The organism is Kitasatospora sp. NPDC018058 (assembly GCF_044327205.1).
Classification (GTDB): domain Bacteria; phylum Actinomycetota; class Actinomycetes; order Streptomycetales; family Streptomycetaceae; genus Kitasatospora.
Window position 1 is genome coordinate 311,085 of the sequence record NZ_JBIRFA010000004.1, and the last position, 15,873, is coordinate 326,957.

Below are 15,873 nucleotides of genomic sequence, written 5' to 3' on the forward strand. Positions count from 1 at the left end.
ACGGGGCTGCTCTCGTGTTACCCCGGAGGTTGTGCAATGTTCGCGCAGCGCCCCCCCACCCCCCACCCCCCCCCCCCCCCCCCCGCCCCCGGGGGGGGGGGGTGTGGGCCCCCCCCCCCCCCCCCGGCTGTTCGCCTGCCCTGGCCAGGACGGCTCAGGACTCCGGGGACTCCGGTGTGGACCGCTTGCGCCGGGTGAACACCCGCCGCACCGGGCCGGCGACCGCCTCGACGGCCAGGCCGACCCGCAGGCCGACGGCCGTACGGCCCGCCCGCACCGCGTCCGAGATCCGCCACCACAACTGCGCCGCGGACGGCGGCAGCAGCAGCGCCCTGGCCCGGCCCATCCGGCCGGCGCCGGCCTGCAGACCGCGCCGGGCGGTACGGACGTCGGCGGCCAGCGGCGCCGTGGTGAACTGCCCGGCCGGGGCGTAGAGCACCCGTTCGGTGGCCAGTGCCAGTCGTCCGGCGGCCGCCGCCGCGTCCGCGTCCAGTTCCGCCTTCTCGGTGATCCGCCGGGCGGCCGAGCGCGGGGTGCGTGACTCGTCCGGGGGAATTCCGAGGTCCCAGGCGGAGTCGATCAGCTCGTCCCAGGCGGCCAGCACCTGGGCGTCGGTCAGCTCGACCGTGCCGTCCCCGCCGGGTCGGCGCCGTCCGGCGCCGCCGAGCCGGCGACGGCGCAGGGCCGCGCGCCAGAACATCGGGGCGAGCAGCAGGGCGATCACCACCAGTACCGCGGCCAGCGAGCCGAGCACCTGCGGGGAGAGCAGCCAGGACTGCTCGTCCGCCTTCGCGTCGGCCTTGTTCTTGGAACCGCAGTCGCCGAGCTGGCGCTGCTTGGCGGTGCAGTCCGAGCTGTTGGTCGGCGCCGGGACGGCGGCCGCGCTTGACGCGGCTGCGGTCGCCTGCTGGGTGGGCGCGCCGGTCGGGGCGCTGGACGACTCCTGGTAGTGGGTCGGGACACCACGGCTCGGGGTCGGTTCGAAGCGCATCCAGCCGTAGCCGGAGAAGTACAGCTCGGGCCAGGCGTGGTACATCCGGCCGGTGACCGAGTAGACGTCGCCGCCCTTGCTGTCGCCGGGGGTGAAGCCGACCGCGACCCGGGACGGGATCTTCAGCACCCGGGCCATCGCCGCCATGGTGGAGGCGAAGTGCACGCAGAAGCCCCGGCGGTCGCGCAGGAAGACCGCGATGGCGTTGCTGCCGGTGCCGCCCGCGACGTCGGTGTCGTACGTGAACTGCGGGCCGGTGAACCAGTTCACCAGCGCCGTCGCCCGGTCGTAGTCGTTCCGGGCGTTGGCGGTGACGGCCCTGGCCTGCTCGGCCACCACCGGCGGCAGGTCGGTGGGCAGAGCGGTGTAGTGGTCCCGGATGTCCTGCGGGGCGAGCGGCGCGGTGCGCAACTCGCCGGCGGTGGGCCGCAGGTCCAGCGAGGTGACGTGGTAGCGCAGGCCGCGGATCGCCTTGTCGTTGGTCGGCAGCACGGTGCGGGTCAGCGGGTCGAGCTTCCAGTCGCCGCGGTTGGGGACCTGGACGGAGGCGGCCGGGTACGGCATCGGCAGCCAGCTCTTCTCCAGCCGGTCGCTGACCTGGAAGTCGCCCTCGATCCGTGGGACGTTGGTGGTGCGCAGGCCCTCGGGGGAGGGCAGGGTGGCCGGGAGGTCGCTGACGACGGGGCTGCTGAGCTTCCAGTTGGCGCCGTCGAACTGGTCGAGCGAGCCGGTGCGCAGGTAGATCTGGTCGGCCAGGTCGCTGTCCAGGGTGTAGGTGAGCAGCTCGGAGTCGGTCGGCTTGGTGATCGCGGCCTCCAGGCTGACCAGCGGGTCGAGGCTGGTCGACACGCTGCCCGCGGTGCCCTTGCCGGAGGAGCCGCCGGAGTCGGAGTCCAGCAGCCCCAAGTCCCAGCGGGGCAGGAAGACCGGCAGCAGCAGTGCCAGCGCCAGCGCCAGGACGCCGACCTGCTGGCCGCCCGGGCTGACCCGGCTGGAGTCGACCGTGCCGCGCGCGCCGCCGCGGAAGACCCGGCCCCAGCGGGAGACCCGGTCCTGGCCCTCGGCGAACAGCAGCACCAGGTAGCCGGCCGCGGCCAGGCCGAACCAGACCCAGCTGCCGTGGTCCCCGGCCACTCTGTTGCCGATCGAGTACAGCGCCAGCAGCGGCAGCCCGGCCAGCGCCGAGCGCCGGTAGGTCACCGCGGCGGTGTCCACCAGAACGGAGATCAGGCCGACGGAGGAGACCAGGATCAGCCGCAGCCCGGCGGTGGGCGGCGCCGGGATGGCGTACTGCTTGATGTCGTCGATGCCGGAGGAGAAGACCTGGCTGAGCACCCGCATCGCGTTCGGGCCGGGCAGTACGCCGCCGGTCAGCCCGGAGCCGGCGAAGCCGATCAGCATCAGCAGGAGCAGCACCAGCAGCTGCGCGACCGGCACCGTCCAGCGGTACAGCGGGGAGCGGCGCAGGCCCGCGCCGACCGCCGCGATCACGGCGATCACCAGGAAGGCGTGGGTGAGCCAGCTCCGGGTGGTGAGCAGCGGGAGCATGCACAGCGAGGCGAGGGCGGTGGCCAGCGCCGAGTAAACGGTCAGTTTGGCCCGGGTGGTCACGCGCCGGCCTCTTCTCGGTAGGGGGCGGTGGTCTTCGCGCCGTCGGCGGCCCGCCACAGGTCCGGTACGGAGTCCCCGGCGCGTACCGGCAGGACCGTCCAGCCGGCCTCGCGCAGCTGCCGGACCCGGTTGCGGAACTCGTCGCCGCCGGTGTTCGGGGCGAGCATCCGCAGGCCGGTCCAGGTGCCGGTGTCGAGCAGGAAGGCGATCGCCCCGCCGGTACGGCTGCGCAGCCGGGCCAGCCGGGCGGTCTGCGTCTCGTCCAGCTCACCGAGGACGGCGACCAGCAGGCCCTCGCCGCCGGCCCGCAGCGGCTCCTCGGCGCGGGAGAGCCCGCCGCCGTCGGAGAGGTCGGCGATCGCGAGGGCGTCCAGGATCAGCCCGGAGGTGTCGGCGGCGATGGTGCTGCCGCCGGTGCCGGGGCCGGGCACCCACTGGCCGGTGTCGGTCAGCAGCTGGGTCTGGTAGCCGCGCTCCAGCAGGTGCACGGCGACCGAGGCGGCGCAGCTGACCGCCCACTCGAAGGAGGAGGCCGGGCCGCTGCCGCGGTGGCCGACCTCGCGGGTGTCCAGCAGGACGGTGGCCCGGGCCTTCTGCGGCTGCTCCTCGCGGCGCACCATCAGCTCGCCGTACCGGGCGGTGGAGCGCCAGTGCACCCGGCGCAGGTCGTCGCCCGGCCGGTACTCGCGCAGGATCACGTCGTCGTCGCCGGCCAGCGCCAGGGTTCGGGTGTGGCTCTCGCCCTGGCCGTTCCACTCACCGCTGAGCCGGACGTGCGGCAGCGCCTGGACCTGCGGGACGACGGTGAGCACGTCGGAGGCGGTGAAGGCGCGGTCGACCTCGCACATCCCGAACGGGTCGGACAGCCGCAGGTGCAGCGGCCCGAGCGGGTAGCGGCCGCGCAGGTCGGAGCGGACCCGGTAGGAGACCTCGCGGAAGTCGCGCGGGTCGATCCTGTCCAGCACGAAGCGCGGGCGCGGCCCGAGCACGTACGGGACCTTGTCCTCCAGGAGGAGCAGCCCGGTGGGCACCCGGGAGACGTTGTCGACCCGCAGGTGGACCCGGGCCTCCTGGCCGGCGATCGCCCGGTGCGGGCTGAGCCGGCGGCCGCTGGCCACCCGGTAGCGGGTGTTGGCGACCACCAGGGCGGCGGCCAGCGGCAGCGCGGCGAGCAGCACGCCGACCCGCAGCAGGGCGTCCTGGTTGAGCAGGTAGGCGCAGACCACCGCGGTCAGTCCGGCCGCGAGGAAGGAGCGGCCCCGGGTGGTGAGGCCGCGCAGTCCGGCCCGCAGTCCGTCCGTCGGATCCGATGAGGCCACCTCAGCCCCTCCGGACGGCCGGGCCGCCCTGCGGACGCGGCAGCGGCAGCCGGGCGACCAGGTCGGCCACGATCTGCTCGGAGGTACGGCGGCTGAGCTGGGTCTCGGCGGTCGGCATCAGGCGGTGCGCGAGGACCGGGACGGCCAGACGCTGGATGTCGTCCGGGGTGACGTAGTCGCGCCCGTCCAGCGCGGCGGCGGCGCGGGCGGCCCGGACCAGGTGCAGGGTGGCGCGCGGCGAGGCGCCCAGGCGCAGCTCCGGGCTGGTGCGGGTGGCGGCGACGAGGTCGACGGCGTAGCGGCGGACCGGGTCGGCGATGTGCACGGTGCGGACCAGGTCGACCAGCTTGAGGATGTCGGCGGCGTGCGCGACCGGCTGGAGGTCGGCCAGCGGGTTGGCGCCGGCGTGCACGTCGAGCATCGCGAACTCGGCCTCGGGGCTGGGGTAGCCGATCGAGATCCGGGCCATGAAGCGGTCCCGCTGGGCCTCCGGGAGGGGATAGGTGCCCTCCATCTCGACCGGGTTCTGGGTGGCGACGACCATGAACGGCGAGGGCAGCTCGTAGCTGGTGCCGTCGATGGTGACCTGGCGCTCCTCCATGGACTCCAGCAGCGCGGACTGGGTCTTGGGCGAGGCGCGGTTGATCTCGTCGCCGACCACGATCTGGGCGAAGATCGCGCCCGGGCGGAACTCGAAGTCGTGCCGCTGCTGGTCGTAGATGTTGGTGCCGGTGACGTCCGAGGGCAGCAGGTCGGGGGTGAACTGGATGCGGCGCACCGTGCAGTCGACCGAGCGGGCGAGTGCCTTGGCCAGCATGGTCTTGCCGACGCCGGGCACGTCCTCCAGCAGCAGGTGGCCCTCGGCGAGCAGGACGGTCAGGGCGATCCGGACGGCCTCCGGCTTGCCCTCGATCACGCTCTCGATGTTGGCGCGGACGCGGTCCACGACCGCGGCGAGCTCGGGGAGCCCGACCTGGTGGTACCCGTTCGCCCTCTGTTCGCCCCCCGCAGGACTGCCGAGACCGGCCTGATCGTTGTAGCTCGTCACCCGTTTACGCTCCCTGGCACCCTGTGCCCGCCTCACTCGAGGCCGGACCCCACCCCATGCTTGACGCGGCCGTCCCGGAGGCGGTTCCGACGGCGGATCCGGAGCCGGGGTGGCGGCCTGCGGCCCGGCCGCCCCAGGTGGTTCGGGGTCCGACCGGCAGGCGCATTCTCCCCCGCCCGGTGGCCAGAAGTCACCATTCGGCCGTTCCCGAATGCCCGGACGCTGCGACTCGCCCGCTCGCCTCCGGGCGCTCCTGGCGCGACGCTCGGGGTGGGGCCGGGCGGGGCCCCCCGCGAGCGGGCGAGTGTCAGGCGATCTCGCGCAGGAGTCCGGTGTGGACGTCGAAGACGAAGCCGCGGACGTCGTCGGTGTGCAGCAGGAACGGGGAGGTGCGCACCCGCTGCATGGACTGGCGGACGTCGCCGTCCAGGTCGACGAAGGCCTCCACCGCCCACTGCGGGCGCTGGCCGACCTCCAGTTCCAGCTCGCGGCGGAAGTCCTCGGTCAGCCCGAGCAGGCCGCAGCCGGTGTGGTGGATCAGCGCGATCGAGCGGGTGCCGAGGGCACGCTGGCTGATGGTCAGGGAGCGGATGGTGTCGTCGGTGACGACGCCGCCCGCGTTGCGGATGACGTGGGCGTCGCCCAGTTCGAGGCCGAGCGCCGCGAACAGGTCGAGGCGGGCGTCCATGCAGGCCACCACGGCGATCTTCTGCACCGGGCGGGCGTCCATGCCGCCGTCCCGGAAAGTCACCGCGTACTCGCGGTTGGCCGTCACGAAACGGTCGATGATGGTGGGTCGGGCGGTGTCGGCAGCGGCGTTCGGCGTGGGCCGGTCGGGGGTCACTGTCATGGTGGCGACGTTAGTGCGATTCAGGGGTCCGCGGTGGGGTGAGGAGCTACAGAACAGGCCGCTGTGATCGAGCGCATAGCGACAACGGGAGGGTTTGTCCGGGCTGGTCCCGGAGTGGGTTCGTACCCGGTCGCTCGACGGGGCGCGCGGCGCTCGTGGAACCTCCCCACGCGGTGCCTTCACCGGACCGCGTCGACGGCCGCGACCTGCGGTGATCCGTACCGCCGCCCGGGTGGTGCGCCGGAGCGGACCATTGACTGCCGAGGCCCGCGCGATAGAGTTGCGGCGCAGTGGAGCACACCCGCCGGAGCCCGTCAACCGGGCCTCGCCGGCCGGTGTGGCCCGGTCGATGCGGCTCGTGGCCTCCACCCGCTCCGTGCCCACCTGGCGCACCTTCCCCGGCGCCGGGCGGTCACGACCTTCCCCCAGAGCGGGCGGGGACCACGGGCCGCGTCGTCGTGCCGGGAGACGGTGGGCGAGAATGGTCGGAGCTCCCGGACGTCGGGCTGCTCCGCACCGAGGAAGGGCGCCACCGCGCATGACCACCAATGAGCCGGGTCCCAAGCATGTTCCGGTGATGCTTCAGCGGTGCATGGACGCGCTGGCCCCGGCGATCTCGCGGCCCGGTGCCGTGGTGGTGGACGCCACCCTCGGCCTCGGCGGGCACAGCGAGGCGCTGCTCACCCAGTTCCCGGAGGTCCGGCTGGTCGCGGTGGACCGTGACCCGCAGGCGCTGAAGCTGTCCGGGGAGCGGCTGGCCCGGTTCGGCGAGCGGGCCACCCTGGTGCACGCGGTGTACGACGAGATCCCCGAGGTGCTGGAGCGCCTGGGCATCGACCGGGTGGACGGGATCCTGTTCGACCTCGGCGTCTCCTCGATGCAGCTGGACGAGGCCGACCGCGGCTTCGCGTACGCGCAGGACGCGCCGCTGGACATGCGGATGGACCAGACCCGGGGGATCAGCGCGGCGGAGGTGCTGAACACCTACAGCCACGGCGACCTGGCCCGGATCCTCAAGGTCTACGGCGAGGAGCGGTTCGCCGGGAAGATCGCCTCGGTCATCGTGCGCGAGCGGGCCAAGGAACCGTTCAGCAACAGCGCGCGTCTGGTCGAGTTGGTGCGCAACGCCATTCCGGCGGCGACCCGCCGGACCGGCGGGAACCCGGCCAAGCGGACGTTCCAGGCGCTGCGGATCGAGGTCAACGGCGAGCTGGAGGTCCTGGACCGGGCGATCCCGGGGGCGCTGGACGCCCTGGCGCTGGGCGGCCGGATCGTCGTGATGTCGTACCAGTCGCTGGAGGACCGGCTGGTGAAGCAGTACTTCGCCGCCGGGGCGACCAGCACCGCCCCGCCGGGGCTCCCGTTCATCCCGGAGGAGCACCAGCCCTGGCTCAAATTGATCACCCGCGGTGCCGAGCTGGCCACCGAGGAGGAGATCGAGGAGAACCGGCGCGCCGCGCCCGTACGGCTGCGGGTGGCGGAGAGGATCAGGGACCGAAGCAGGCGGGGCTGAGTCCCGGCGGGGTCCGAAGGGCGGAGGAGAGCGGTGGGGCCGGTGGCCGGTGAGGTCCGGGCGGGGCGGGGAGGACTCCCCGGGCAGGGCAGGGCGCGCATCACGGTCCGACCGGGGCGGCGCCCCGTGCGGGGGCGCACACCGTTCGCGGTGCTCGTGGTGATGCTGCTGGCCGGCGGCTTGTTCGGGCTGCTCGCGCTGAACACCGCGCTCAACGAGGGTTCCTTCGAACTGTCCCGGCTGCAGAAGCAGACCACCAAGGCGACCGACGAGCAGCAGAGCCTCCAGCACGAGATCGACCAGAGCTCGGCCCCGGACGCGCTGGCCAAGCGGGCCGCCGAGCTGGGCATGGTCCCGGCCGGGGGGATGGCCTTCCTGGACGTGCCGAACGGCGGCAAGGTGGTCGGCACGCCCGGACCGGCGCAGGACAGCCCACCGGTGAAGCGGTCGACGGTCGCGCCGTGGCCGATGAAGGCCTCACCGGGCGCGCAGGGCGCCCCGGCGCCTTCGGCGCAGCCCACCGCGCAGCCTTCGGCCCAGCCGTCGGCGCAGCCGAGCGTCCAGCCGACCACCCCGGCGGCCGCCACGCCGGTGCCGACTCCGGCGGCTTCGGCCGGTGACTCGGTGATCCAGCTCAATCCGGTCTCGCCCGCGCCCGGGCAGCGTGGGGGTGGCAACCGGTGACGACTCCACGTCAGCCGTCGGGTTCGGGCTCCGGTTCGGGCCGCCGTCAGCCGCCGCGCAGCGGTGCCCCGCGCCCCGCCGCGGGCCGGAGCCAGCCCGTGAAGGGGCAGAGCGCCCGCAGCCAGCCCGCCAAGGCTCAGCCGTCCAAGGCCCAGCCCGCGCGCAACCAGTCGGCGAAGGCTCAGCCCGCCAAGGCTCAGCCGTCCAAGGCCCAGCCCGCGCGCAACCAGTCGGCCAAGGCCCAGCCCGCCAAGCCCGCCGCCGCCCGTACCCCGCGCGCGCCGCAGCAGCGGCGCCCCGAGGGCCGTCCGCCGGCCCGCAGCCAGGCGGCGGTGCGGCCGCGCCCGAAGACCCGCCCGCCGCAGCGCCCCAAGGCGCTGAAGCTGGCCGAGCCGAAGCGCCGGCTGCGGGTGATCACCGTGGTGTTGTCCCTGGTGTTCTCGGTCTTCGCCGGGCGCCTGGTGCAGCTCCAGCTGGTGGACGCCGACGCGCTGGCCGCCGACGCCAACACCAACCGCTACCTGAACATCCCGATCACCGCCGAGCGCGGCTCGATAATGTCCTCCGACGGGGTCGCGCTGGCGGCGACCGTGGACGCGTACGACATCACCGCCGACCCGGCGATGTTCACCCCGGACGCGACCGGCATCCCGGACGCGCCGGAACAGGCGGCCGCCCTGCTGTCGCCGGTCCTCGGCGTGTCCAAGGAGAAGCTCGCCGCCGACCTGCACACTCCCAAGACCCGCTACAAGCGGCTCGCCGCCCAGCAGACCCCGGCCGCCAAGAACCAGATCAGCGATCTGAAGTCGACCCTGGAGCGGCAGGCCGGCTCGCGCACCTGCCAGGCCCAGAAGAAGCTGCTCGGCAAGCCCGCCGACCAGGGCGGGCGCACCCGGGTGGACAACGAGTGCGCCAACCCGCTGGCCGGGGTCTTCAACCGGGAGACCCAGAAGCGGATCTACCCGGCGGACGGGCTGGCCGCCAACCTGGTCGGCTTCGTCAACGGCGAGGGCGAGGGCGCCGGCGGACTGGAGCTGCAGTACCAGAAGATGCTGGCCGGCAAGGACGGCCGCAGCAGCTACGCCCAGGCGGGCGGCCGGCTGGTGCCCACTGCCGGGGGCTCGATGGACGCGGCCGTGCCCGGCAGCGACGTCAAGCTGACCATCAACCGGGACATCCAGTGGGCCGCCCAGAAGGCGATCACCGACCAGGTGGCCAACTCCGGCGCGGAGAAGGGCTACGTGGTGGTCCAGGACGTGAAGACCGGCCAGGTCCTCGCGATGGCCACCGCGCCCGGCTTCAACCCCAACGACCTCAGCCTCTCCAAGCAGTCCCAGCTCGGCAACGCCGCGCTCCAGGACGCGTACGAGCCGGGCAGCACCGCCAAGCTGATGAGCCTGGCCGCCGTCCTGGACTCCGGCAAGGCCAACTGGGACACCAAGGTCACCGTGCCGAACCGGCTGGTCCGGGCCGGCCAGCAGTTCAAGGACGACGTCGAGCACGGCGACTGGTACCTGACCCTGGCCGGGGTGCTGGCGAAGTCCTCCAACATCGGCACCATCGAGGCGATCGAGACCCTGGGCGACGGCGACCAGCTGAAGGCCAACCAGGTGCTGGATGGCTACATGCGCAAGTTCGGCGTAGCCCAGCCGACCGGCCTGAACTTCCCCGGGGAGACCCCCGGGATGCTCAAGAAGCCGGAGGACCTGGTCGCCTCGGAGAAGTACAACATCTCCTTCGGCCAGGGCCCGCTGCAGATGAACGCGCTGCAGGCCACCTCGGTGTACTCGACCATCGCCAACGGCGGGGTCCGGGTCGCGCCCAGCATCGTCCAGGGCACCACCGGGCCGGACGGCAAGTTCACCCCGACCCCGCCGGGCGAGCAGACCCGGGTGGTCAGCGAGCAGACCGCCAAGACCCTCACCTCCATGCTGGAGTCGGTCGTCGACGACGAGCAGGGCACCGGCGGCAAGGCCGCCATCCCCGGCTACCGGATCGCCGGCAAGACCGGTACCGCCAACCGGGGAGCCGCCAACGGGGTCGGCTACGACGGCTACACCGCCTCCTTCATCGGCTTCGCCCCCGCCGACGCCCCCCGGTACACCGTCTCCTGTACCCTCCAGGGCCCGGTCAACGGCCACTTCGGCGGCCAGCTGTGCGGACCGGTGTTCAAGCAGGTGATGGAGTTCACCCTGAAGACCATGCAGGTCCCGCCGAGCGGCAGCCAGGCGCCCAACCTGCCCGTCGAGTGGAAGCCGTGAGCGCACATGAGCAACCAGCGGGCCGGTGTGCCCGGCGACGCCGACAAGGCCCGGTTTGGCCCTGGGCACCCTTCGGCGGATAGCCTTCCCGCCGTGCCGAAACCCGATCAAACCACCGTGAGTCCGCCCCGCCCGACCGGGACCGCCGCCCTGCCGCTCGCCGAGCTGGCCGCTCAGCTGGGCCTGCCGCCCATCGAGGGCGGTGCCGTCACCGGCGTCACCCACGACTCCCGCGCGGTGCGCCCGGGCGACGTGTACGTGGCCTTCCCGGGCGCCAACCACCACGGCGCGGCCTTCGCGGCCAAGGCCGCGGACGCCGGCGCGGTGGCCGTGCTCACCGACCCCGCGGGCGCCGAGCTGGCCGCCCCCACCGGTCTGCCGCTGCTGGTCGTCGACCGGCCGCGGGCCCGGATGGGCGAGCTGGCCGCGATCGTCTACGGTCGCCCGTCCGAGCGGCTGCTGATGATCGGGCTGACCGGCACGAACGGCAAGACCACCACCTCGTACCTGGTCGAGGGCGGTCTGCGCGGCGCCGGACGCAGCCCCGGCGTGATCGGCACCGTGGAGATGCGGGTCGGCGAGGAGCGGATCAAGAGCGAGCGCACCACCCCCGAGGCCACCGACCTGCACGCGATCCTCGGCGTGATGGCCGAGCGCGGCGCGGACGCGGTGACCATGGAGGTCTCCAGCCACGCCCTGGTCTTCGGCCGCACCGACGGGGTGGCGTACGACGTCGCGCTGTTCAACAACCTCACCCCCGAGCACCTCGACTTCCACCCGGACATGGAGGACTACTTCCAGGCGAAGGCCCGGCTCTTCCAGCCCGGCAAGTCCCGCCGCGGCGTGGTCAACCTGGACGACGAGTACGGCCGCCGGCTGGTCGCCGAGGCGAAGATCCCGGTGACCACCTTCTCCGCCACCGGCGCCGCCGAGGCCGACTGGCGGGCCGTGGACGTGCAGCTCGGCCCGGTCGGCTCCACCTTCCGGGTGCTCGGTCCGGACGGCGCCGAGGCCGACGCCTCCGTCCCGCTGCCCGGCCCGTTCAACGTCGCCAACGCGATGGCCGCGATCACCGTGCTGGTCGCCGCCGGGCTGCCGCTGGAGCGGGCCGTGGCCGGCGTCGCCGCCGTCCCCGGGGTGCCGGGCCGACTGGAGCGGGTGGACGCCGGACAGCCCTTCGTCGCGGTCGTGGACTACGCCCACAAGTCGGACGCCCTGCAGGCCGTCCTCGCCTCGCTGCGCGAGGTCACCAAGGGCCGGCTGCACGTGGTCGTCGGCTGCGGCGGCGACCGCGACCCGCACAAGCGCGGCCCGATGGGCGCCATCGCCGCCCGCCTCGCCGACACCGCCCTGCTGACCAGCGACAACCCGCGCAGCGAGGACCCGCTGGCGATCCTCGCCAGCATGCTGACCGGCGCCGCCGCGGTGCCCGAGGCCGAGCGCGGGGCCGTCCTGGTCGTCCCCGACCGGGCCGAGGCGATCCAGCTCGCGGTCGCCCGCGCCCAGGCGGGGGATACGGTGCTGGTGGCCGGCAAGGGCCACGAGCTCGGCCAGTACGTACGAGACGAGATCCGCCCCTTCGACGACCGGGAGGTGCTGCGCGAATCCATCACGCAGACCACGGCCGCCCGGGGCGACCGAGGAGTAGAGCAGCAGTGATCGCACTGACCCTCGCCGAGGTGGCCGCCGCAGTCGGCGGCACCCTGGACGGCGCGGACCCGGACGTCCTGGTCACCGGCCCGGTCGAGGTCGACTCGCGGAAGGTCTGCCCCGGCGGCCTGTTCGCGGCCTTCGTCGGCGAGCACGTGGACGGCCACGACTACGCCGCCACGGCGGTCGAGGCCGGCGCCGTCGCGGTGCTGGCCTCCCGCCCGGTCGGCGTGCCCGCCGTCATGGTCGACAGTGTGGTGGAGGCGCTCGGCAAGCTGGCCCGTACCGTGGTCGCCCGCGCAGAGGGCACCGCCGTGGTCGCGCTGACCGGCTCGGCCGGCAAGACCAGCACCAAGGACCTGATCGCCCAGCTGCTCCAGCGCCACGGCGAGACCGTCTTCCCGCCCGGCTCGCTCAACAACGAGATCGGCCACCCGATGACCGCGCTGCGGGTCGAGGCCGGCACCCGGCACCTGGTCATGGAGATGGGCGCCCGGCACAAGGGTGACATCGAGTACCTCACCTCGATCACCCCGCCCCGGATCGGCCTGGTGCTCAACGTCGGCACCGCCCACGTCGGCGAGTTCGGCTCCCAGGAGGCGATCGCCGAGGCCAAGGGCGAGCTGGTCGAGGCGCTGCCCGCCGAGGGCGCCGCGATCCTCAACGCGGACGACCGGCTGGTGCGCGCGATGGCCTCCCGGACCAGGGCGAAGGTGGTCTTCTTCGGGGAGTCCCCGGAGGCCCACGTCCGGGCGACGGACGTTCGCCTGGACGCCACCGGACGGCCATCGTTCACGCTCACCACCCCGGCCGGTTCCGCTCCCGTGCAGCTGCGCCTGTACGGTGAGCACCACGTCTCGAACGCCCTCGCCGCCGCCGCGGTGGCGATGGAGCTCGGGATGACCGTCGACGACACCGCGGCAGCCCTGGGCGAGGCGGGTGCGCTGTCCCGCTGGCGCATGGAGGTCGTCGACCGGGCCGATGGTGTCACCGTCGTCAACGACGCCTACAACGCGAACCCCGACTCGATGCGGGCCGCGCTGCGGGCGCTGGTCTCGATGGGCGGCCGCGGTCCGGAGCGCCGCCGTACCTGGGCGGTGCTCGGCGAGATGCGGGAGCTCGGCGAGGACAGCCTGGCCGAGCACGATGCCATCGGGCGGCTCGCCGTCCGGCTGGACGTCACCAAGCTGGTGGCGGTCGGCGGACGCGAGGCGGCCTGCATGGAACTCGGCGCGAGGAACGAAGGTTCGTGGGGTGAGGAGTCGGTGCTGGTGTCCGACGCGGACGCGGCGGTCGAGCTGCTGCGCAGTCAGCTGCGGCCGGGGGATGTGGTCCTGGTGAAGGCGTCCCGTTCGGTGGGGTTGGAGAAGGTGGCCGAGGCCCTCCTGGCGGACGGTGCTGCCCGATGATGAAGCAGATCCTCTTCTCCGGGATGATCGGCCTGATCCTCTCGCTGGTCGGCACGCCCGCGCTGATCAAGCTGCTCGCCCGGCAGGGCTACGGCCAGTACATCCGTGACGACGGCCCCAAGGCGCACCACAGCAAGAAGGGCACGCCCACCATGGGCGGCATCGCCTTCATCCTGGCGACCCTGATCGCGTACTTCGGGACGAAGGCGATAACGGGCGACACCCCGACCGCCTCCGGGCTGCTGGTGCTCTTCCTGACCACGGGCCTCGGCCTGGTCGGCTTCCTGGACGACTACATCAAGGTGGTCAAGCGCCGCTCGCTGGGCCTGCGGGCCAAGGCGAAGCTGGCCGGCCAGTCCATCGTCGGCCTGGTGTTCGCCGTCCTGGCGCTGCAGTTCCACGACGACCGCGGGCTCAGCCCGGCCTCTCAGTCGCTGTCCTTCGTGCGCGACTTCAAGTGGGCGATCGGCCCGGTCCTGTTCGTCATCTTCGCCTACTTCATGATCGCCGCGACCTCCAACGGCGTGAACCTGACGGACGGCCTGGACGGTCTCGCCACCGGCGCCTCGGTGATGGCCTTCGGTGCCTACACCTTCATCGGCGTCTGGGAGTACACCCAGAGCTGCGCCTACTTCATCTCGGCCACCGGCGCCTGCTACGACGTCCGCGACCCACTGGACCTCGCGGTGGTGGCCGCCGCCCTGATGGGCTCCTGCTTCGGCTTCCTGTGGTGGAACACCTCGCCCGCCAAGATCTTCATGGGTGACACCGGCTCGCTGGCCCTCGGCGGCGCCCTGGCCGGTCTGGCGATCTGCTCCCGCACCGAGCTGCTGCTGATCCTGCTCGGCGGCCTCTTCATGATCATCACCCTCTCGGTGATCATCCAGGTCGGCTCCTTCCGGATGACCGGCAAGCGCGTCTTCAAGATGGCACCACTGCAGCACCACTTCGAACTCAAGGGCTGGAGCGAGGTCCTGGTGGTGGTCCGCTTCTGGATCATCCAGGGTCTGTGCGTGGCCGTCGGCCTCGGCCTCTTCTACGCGGGATACCGGACCGGATGACGAACCCCGACTTCATGAACCTGCCCGTGGTGGTCGCCGGCCTCGGCGTCTCGGGCATCAGCGCCGCGCGCGTCCTGAACGGGCTGGGCGCGAGCGTCACCGTGGTCGACGGCGGCAGCGGCGAGGGACTCAAGGCCCGCGCCGCCGAGCTGGAGGCGCTGGGCGTCGCGGTGCGCCTGGGCGACGGCGCGAGCCTGCCCGAGGGCACCCGGCTGATCGTCACCTCGCCCGGCTGGGCCCCCGACAGCCCGCTGTTCGCCGCCGCCGAGGCGGCCGGCGTCCCGGTCTGGGGTGACGTCGAGCTGGCCTGGCGGCTGCGCAAGCCGCTGCCGGGCACCGGCGAGCCCGCCCCCTGGCTGGCGGTCACCGGCACCAACGGCAAGACCACCACCGTCCAGATGCTCGCCTCGATCCTCACCGCGGCCGGCAAGCGCACCGCCGCCGTCGGCAACGTCGGGGTCTCGGTGCTGGACGCGGTGCTCGCCGAGGAGCCGTACGACGTGCTCGCCGTCGAGCTCTCCAGCTACCAGCTGCACTGGGCGCCCTCGCTGCGCCCGTACTCGGCCGCGGTCCTCAACCTGGCACCCGACCACCTCGACTGGCACGGCTCGATGGAGGCGTACGCGGCCGACAAGGGACGGATCTACGAGGGCAACGTCGTCGCCTGCGTGTACAACCTGGCCGACCCGGCCACCGAGGCGCTGGTCCGCGAGGCCGACGTCGAGGAGGGCTGCCGGGCGATCGGCTTCGGCCTCGGCGCGCCGGGCCCGTCGAACTTCGGCGTGGTGGACGGCCTGCTGGTGGACCGCGCCTTCGTCGAGGACCGGACCAAGAACGCGGCCGAGCTGGGCGCCGTCGAGGACGTCAACCCGCCGGCCCCGCACAACATCGCCAACGCGCTCGCCGCGGCGGCGCTGGCACGGGCCTACGGGGTCGAGCCGAAGGCCGTCCGGGAGGGCCTGCGGGCCTTCCGCCCGGACGCCCACCGGATCGCCGAGGTCGGCGTGGTCCGCGAGGTCACGTACATCGACGACTCCAAGGCCACCAACACCCACGCCGCGGCCGCCTCGCTGGCCGCCTACCGGCCGATCGTCTGGATCGCCGGCGGCCTGGCCAAGGGCGCGACCTTCGACGACCTGGTCCAGGGCGCGGCCGAGCGGCTGCGCGCGGTCGTGCTGATCGGCCAGGACCGCGCGCTGATCCGCGAGGCACTGGAGCGACACGCTCCGGATGTGCCGGTGATCGAGGCGGCCGAGGGCCAGACTGGCGCGATGGCGATGACCGAGGTGGTTCGCACGGCCGCGTCGCTCGCCCGATCGGGTGACACCGTGCTGCTGGCCCCGGCCTGCGCCTCGATGGACATGTTCACCAACTACGGCGAGCGCGGCGACCTGTTCGCGGCGGCCGTCCGGGAGCTGGCGAACCCCGGGGAGTGAGCCGAAGGGCCGCGCCGACGCCGACGACCGTCGGCGTCGG

The 15,873-nt window shown here is 73.4% G+C and carries 11 protein-coding genes; 7 read left to right on the forward strand and 4 right to left on the reverse strand.

Features of this window, described 5'->3' with window-relative positions:
* Positions 1 to 154: 154 nt before the first annotated feature.
* The 4 genes from ACH4E7_RS08210 to ACH4E7_RS08225 form a co-directional block, all read right to left on the reverse strand.
* Positions 155 to 2,602, reverse strand: a complete 2,448-nt coding sequence (locus ACH4E7_RS08210) for a transglutaminaseTgpA domain-containing protein (protein WP_396248175.1) — start codon at positions 2,600 to 2,602, stop codon at positions 155 to 157.
* Positions 2,599 to 3,921: a DUF58 domain-containing protein gene (locus tag ACH4E7_RS08215; protein ID WP_396248176.1), complete on the reverse strand. Its 1,323-nt coding sequence runs from the start codon at positions 3,919 to 3,921 to the stop codon at positions 2,599 to 2,601. The genes ACH4E7_RS08210 and ACH4E7_RS08215 overlap by 4 nt, the downstream gene beginning before the upstream one ends.
* Position 3,922: 1 nt before the next feature.
* Positions 3,923 to 4,969 carry an AAA family ATPase gene (locus ACH4E7_RS08220; RefSeq protein WP_396248177.1) on the reverse strand — a complete coding sequence of 349 codons (1,047 nt, stop codon included), beginning with the start codon at positions 4,967 to 4,969 and terminating at the stop codon, positions 3,923 to 3,925.
* A 307-nt stretch (positions 4,970 to 5,276) separates the two neighbouring features.
* A complete protein-coding gene (locus ACH4E7_RS08225; RefSeq protein ID WP_396248178.1) occupies positions 5,277 to 5,819 on the reverse strand; it encodes a beta-class carbonic anhydrase in 543 nt (180 codons plus the stop codon).
* 538 nt (positions 5,820 to 6,357) lie between these two features.
* Here ACH4E7_RS08225 and rsmH point away from each other — a divergent pair.
* The 7 genes from rsmH (at position 6,358) to murD (ending at position 15,833) form a co-directional block, all read left to right on the forward strand.
* Positions 6,358 to 7,332 carry a 16S rRNA (cytosine(1402)-N(4))-methyltransferase RsmH gene (rsmH, locus tag ACH4E7_RS08230; protein WP_396248179.1) on the forward strand — a complete coding sequence of 325 codons (975 nt, stop codon included), beginning with the start codon at positions 6,358 to 6,360 and terminating at the stop codon, positions 7,330 to 7,332.
* A gap of 150 nt (positions 7,333 to 7,482) precedes the next feature.
* Entirely contained in the window at positions 7,483 to 8,016 is a 534-nt protein-coding gene (locus ACH4E7_RS08235; RefSeq protein ID WP_396248180.1) for a cell division protein FtsL, read from the forward strand.
* Between the two features lie 98 nt (positions 8,017 to 8,114).
* Positions 8,115 to 10,277, forward strand: coding sequence for a penicillin-binding transpeptidase domain-containing protein (locus tag ACH4E7_RS08240; RefSeq protein ID WP_396248181.1), 2,163 nt, complete (start codon positions 8,115 to 8,117; stop codon positions 10,275 to 10,277).
* 6 nt (positions 10,278 to 10,283) lie between these two features.
* Positions 10,284 to 11,936 carry a UDP-N-acetylmuramoyl-L-alanyl-D-glutamate--2,6-diaminopimelate ligase gene (locus tag ACH4E7_RS08245; protein WP_396248182.1) on the forward strand — a complete coding sequence of 551 codons (1,653 nt, stop codon included), beginning with the start codon at positions 10,284 to 10,286 and terminating at the stop codon, positions 11,934 to 11,936.
* Entirely contained in the window at positions 11,933 to 13,336 is a 1,404-nt protein-coding gene (gene murF / locus ACH4E7_RS08250) for a UDP-N-acetylmuramoyl-tripeptide--D-alanyl-D-alanine ligase (RefSeq protein ID WP_396248183.1), read from the forward strand. The genes ACH4E7_RS08245 and murF overlap by 4 nt, the downstream gene beginning before the upstream one ends.
* Positions 13,336 to 14,397 (forward strand): phospho-N-acetylmuramoyl-pentapeptide-transferase, encoded by a 1,062-nt coding sequence (mraY, locus tag ACH4E7_RS08255; RefSeq protein ID WP_380609401.1) that lies wholly within the window; start codon positions 13,336 to 13,338, stop codon positions 14,395 to 14,397. The genes murF and mraY overlap by 1 nt, the downstream gene beginning before the upstream one ends.
* Positions 14,394 to 15,833 carry a UDP-N-acetylmuramoyl-L-alanine--D-glutamate ligase gene (gene murD / locus ACH4E7_RS08260; RefSeq protein ID WP_396248184.1) on the forward strand — a complete coding sequence of 480 codons (1,440 nt, stop codon included), beginning with the start codon at positions 14,394 to 14,396 and terminating at the stop codon, positions 15,831 to 15,833. The genes mraY and murD overlap by 4 nt, the downstream gene beginning before the upstream one ends.
* Positions 15,834 to 15,873 lie beyond the last annotated feature (40 nt).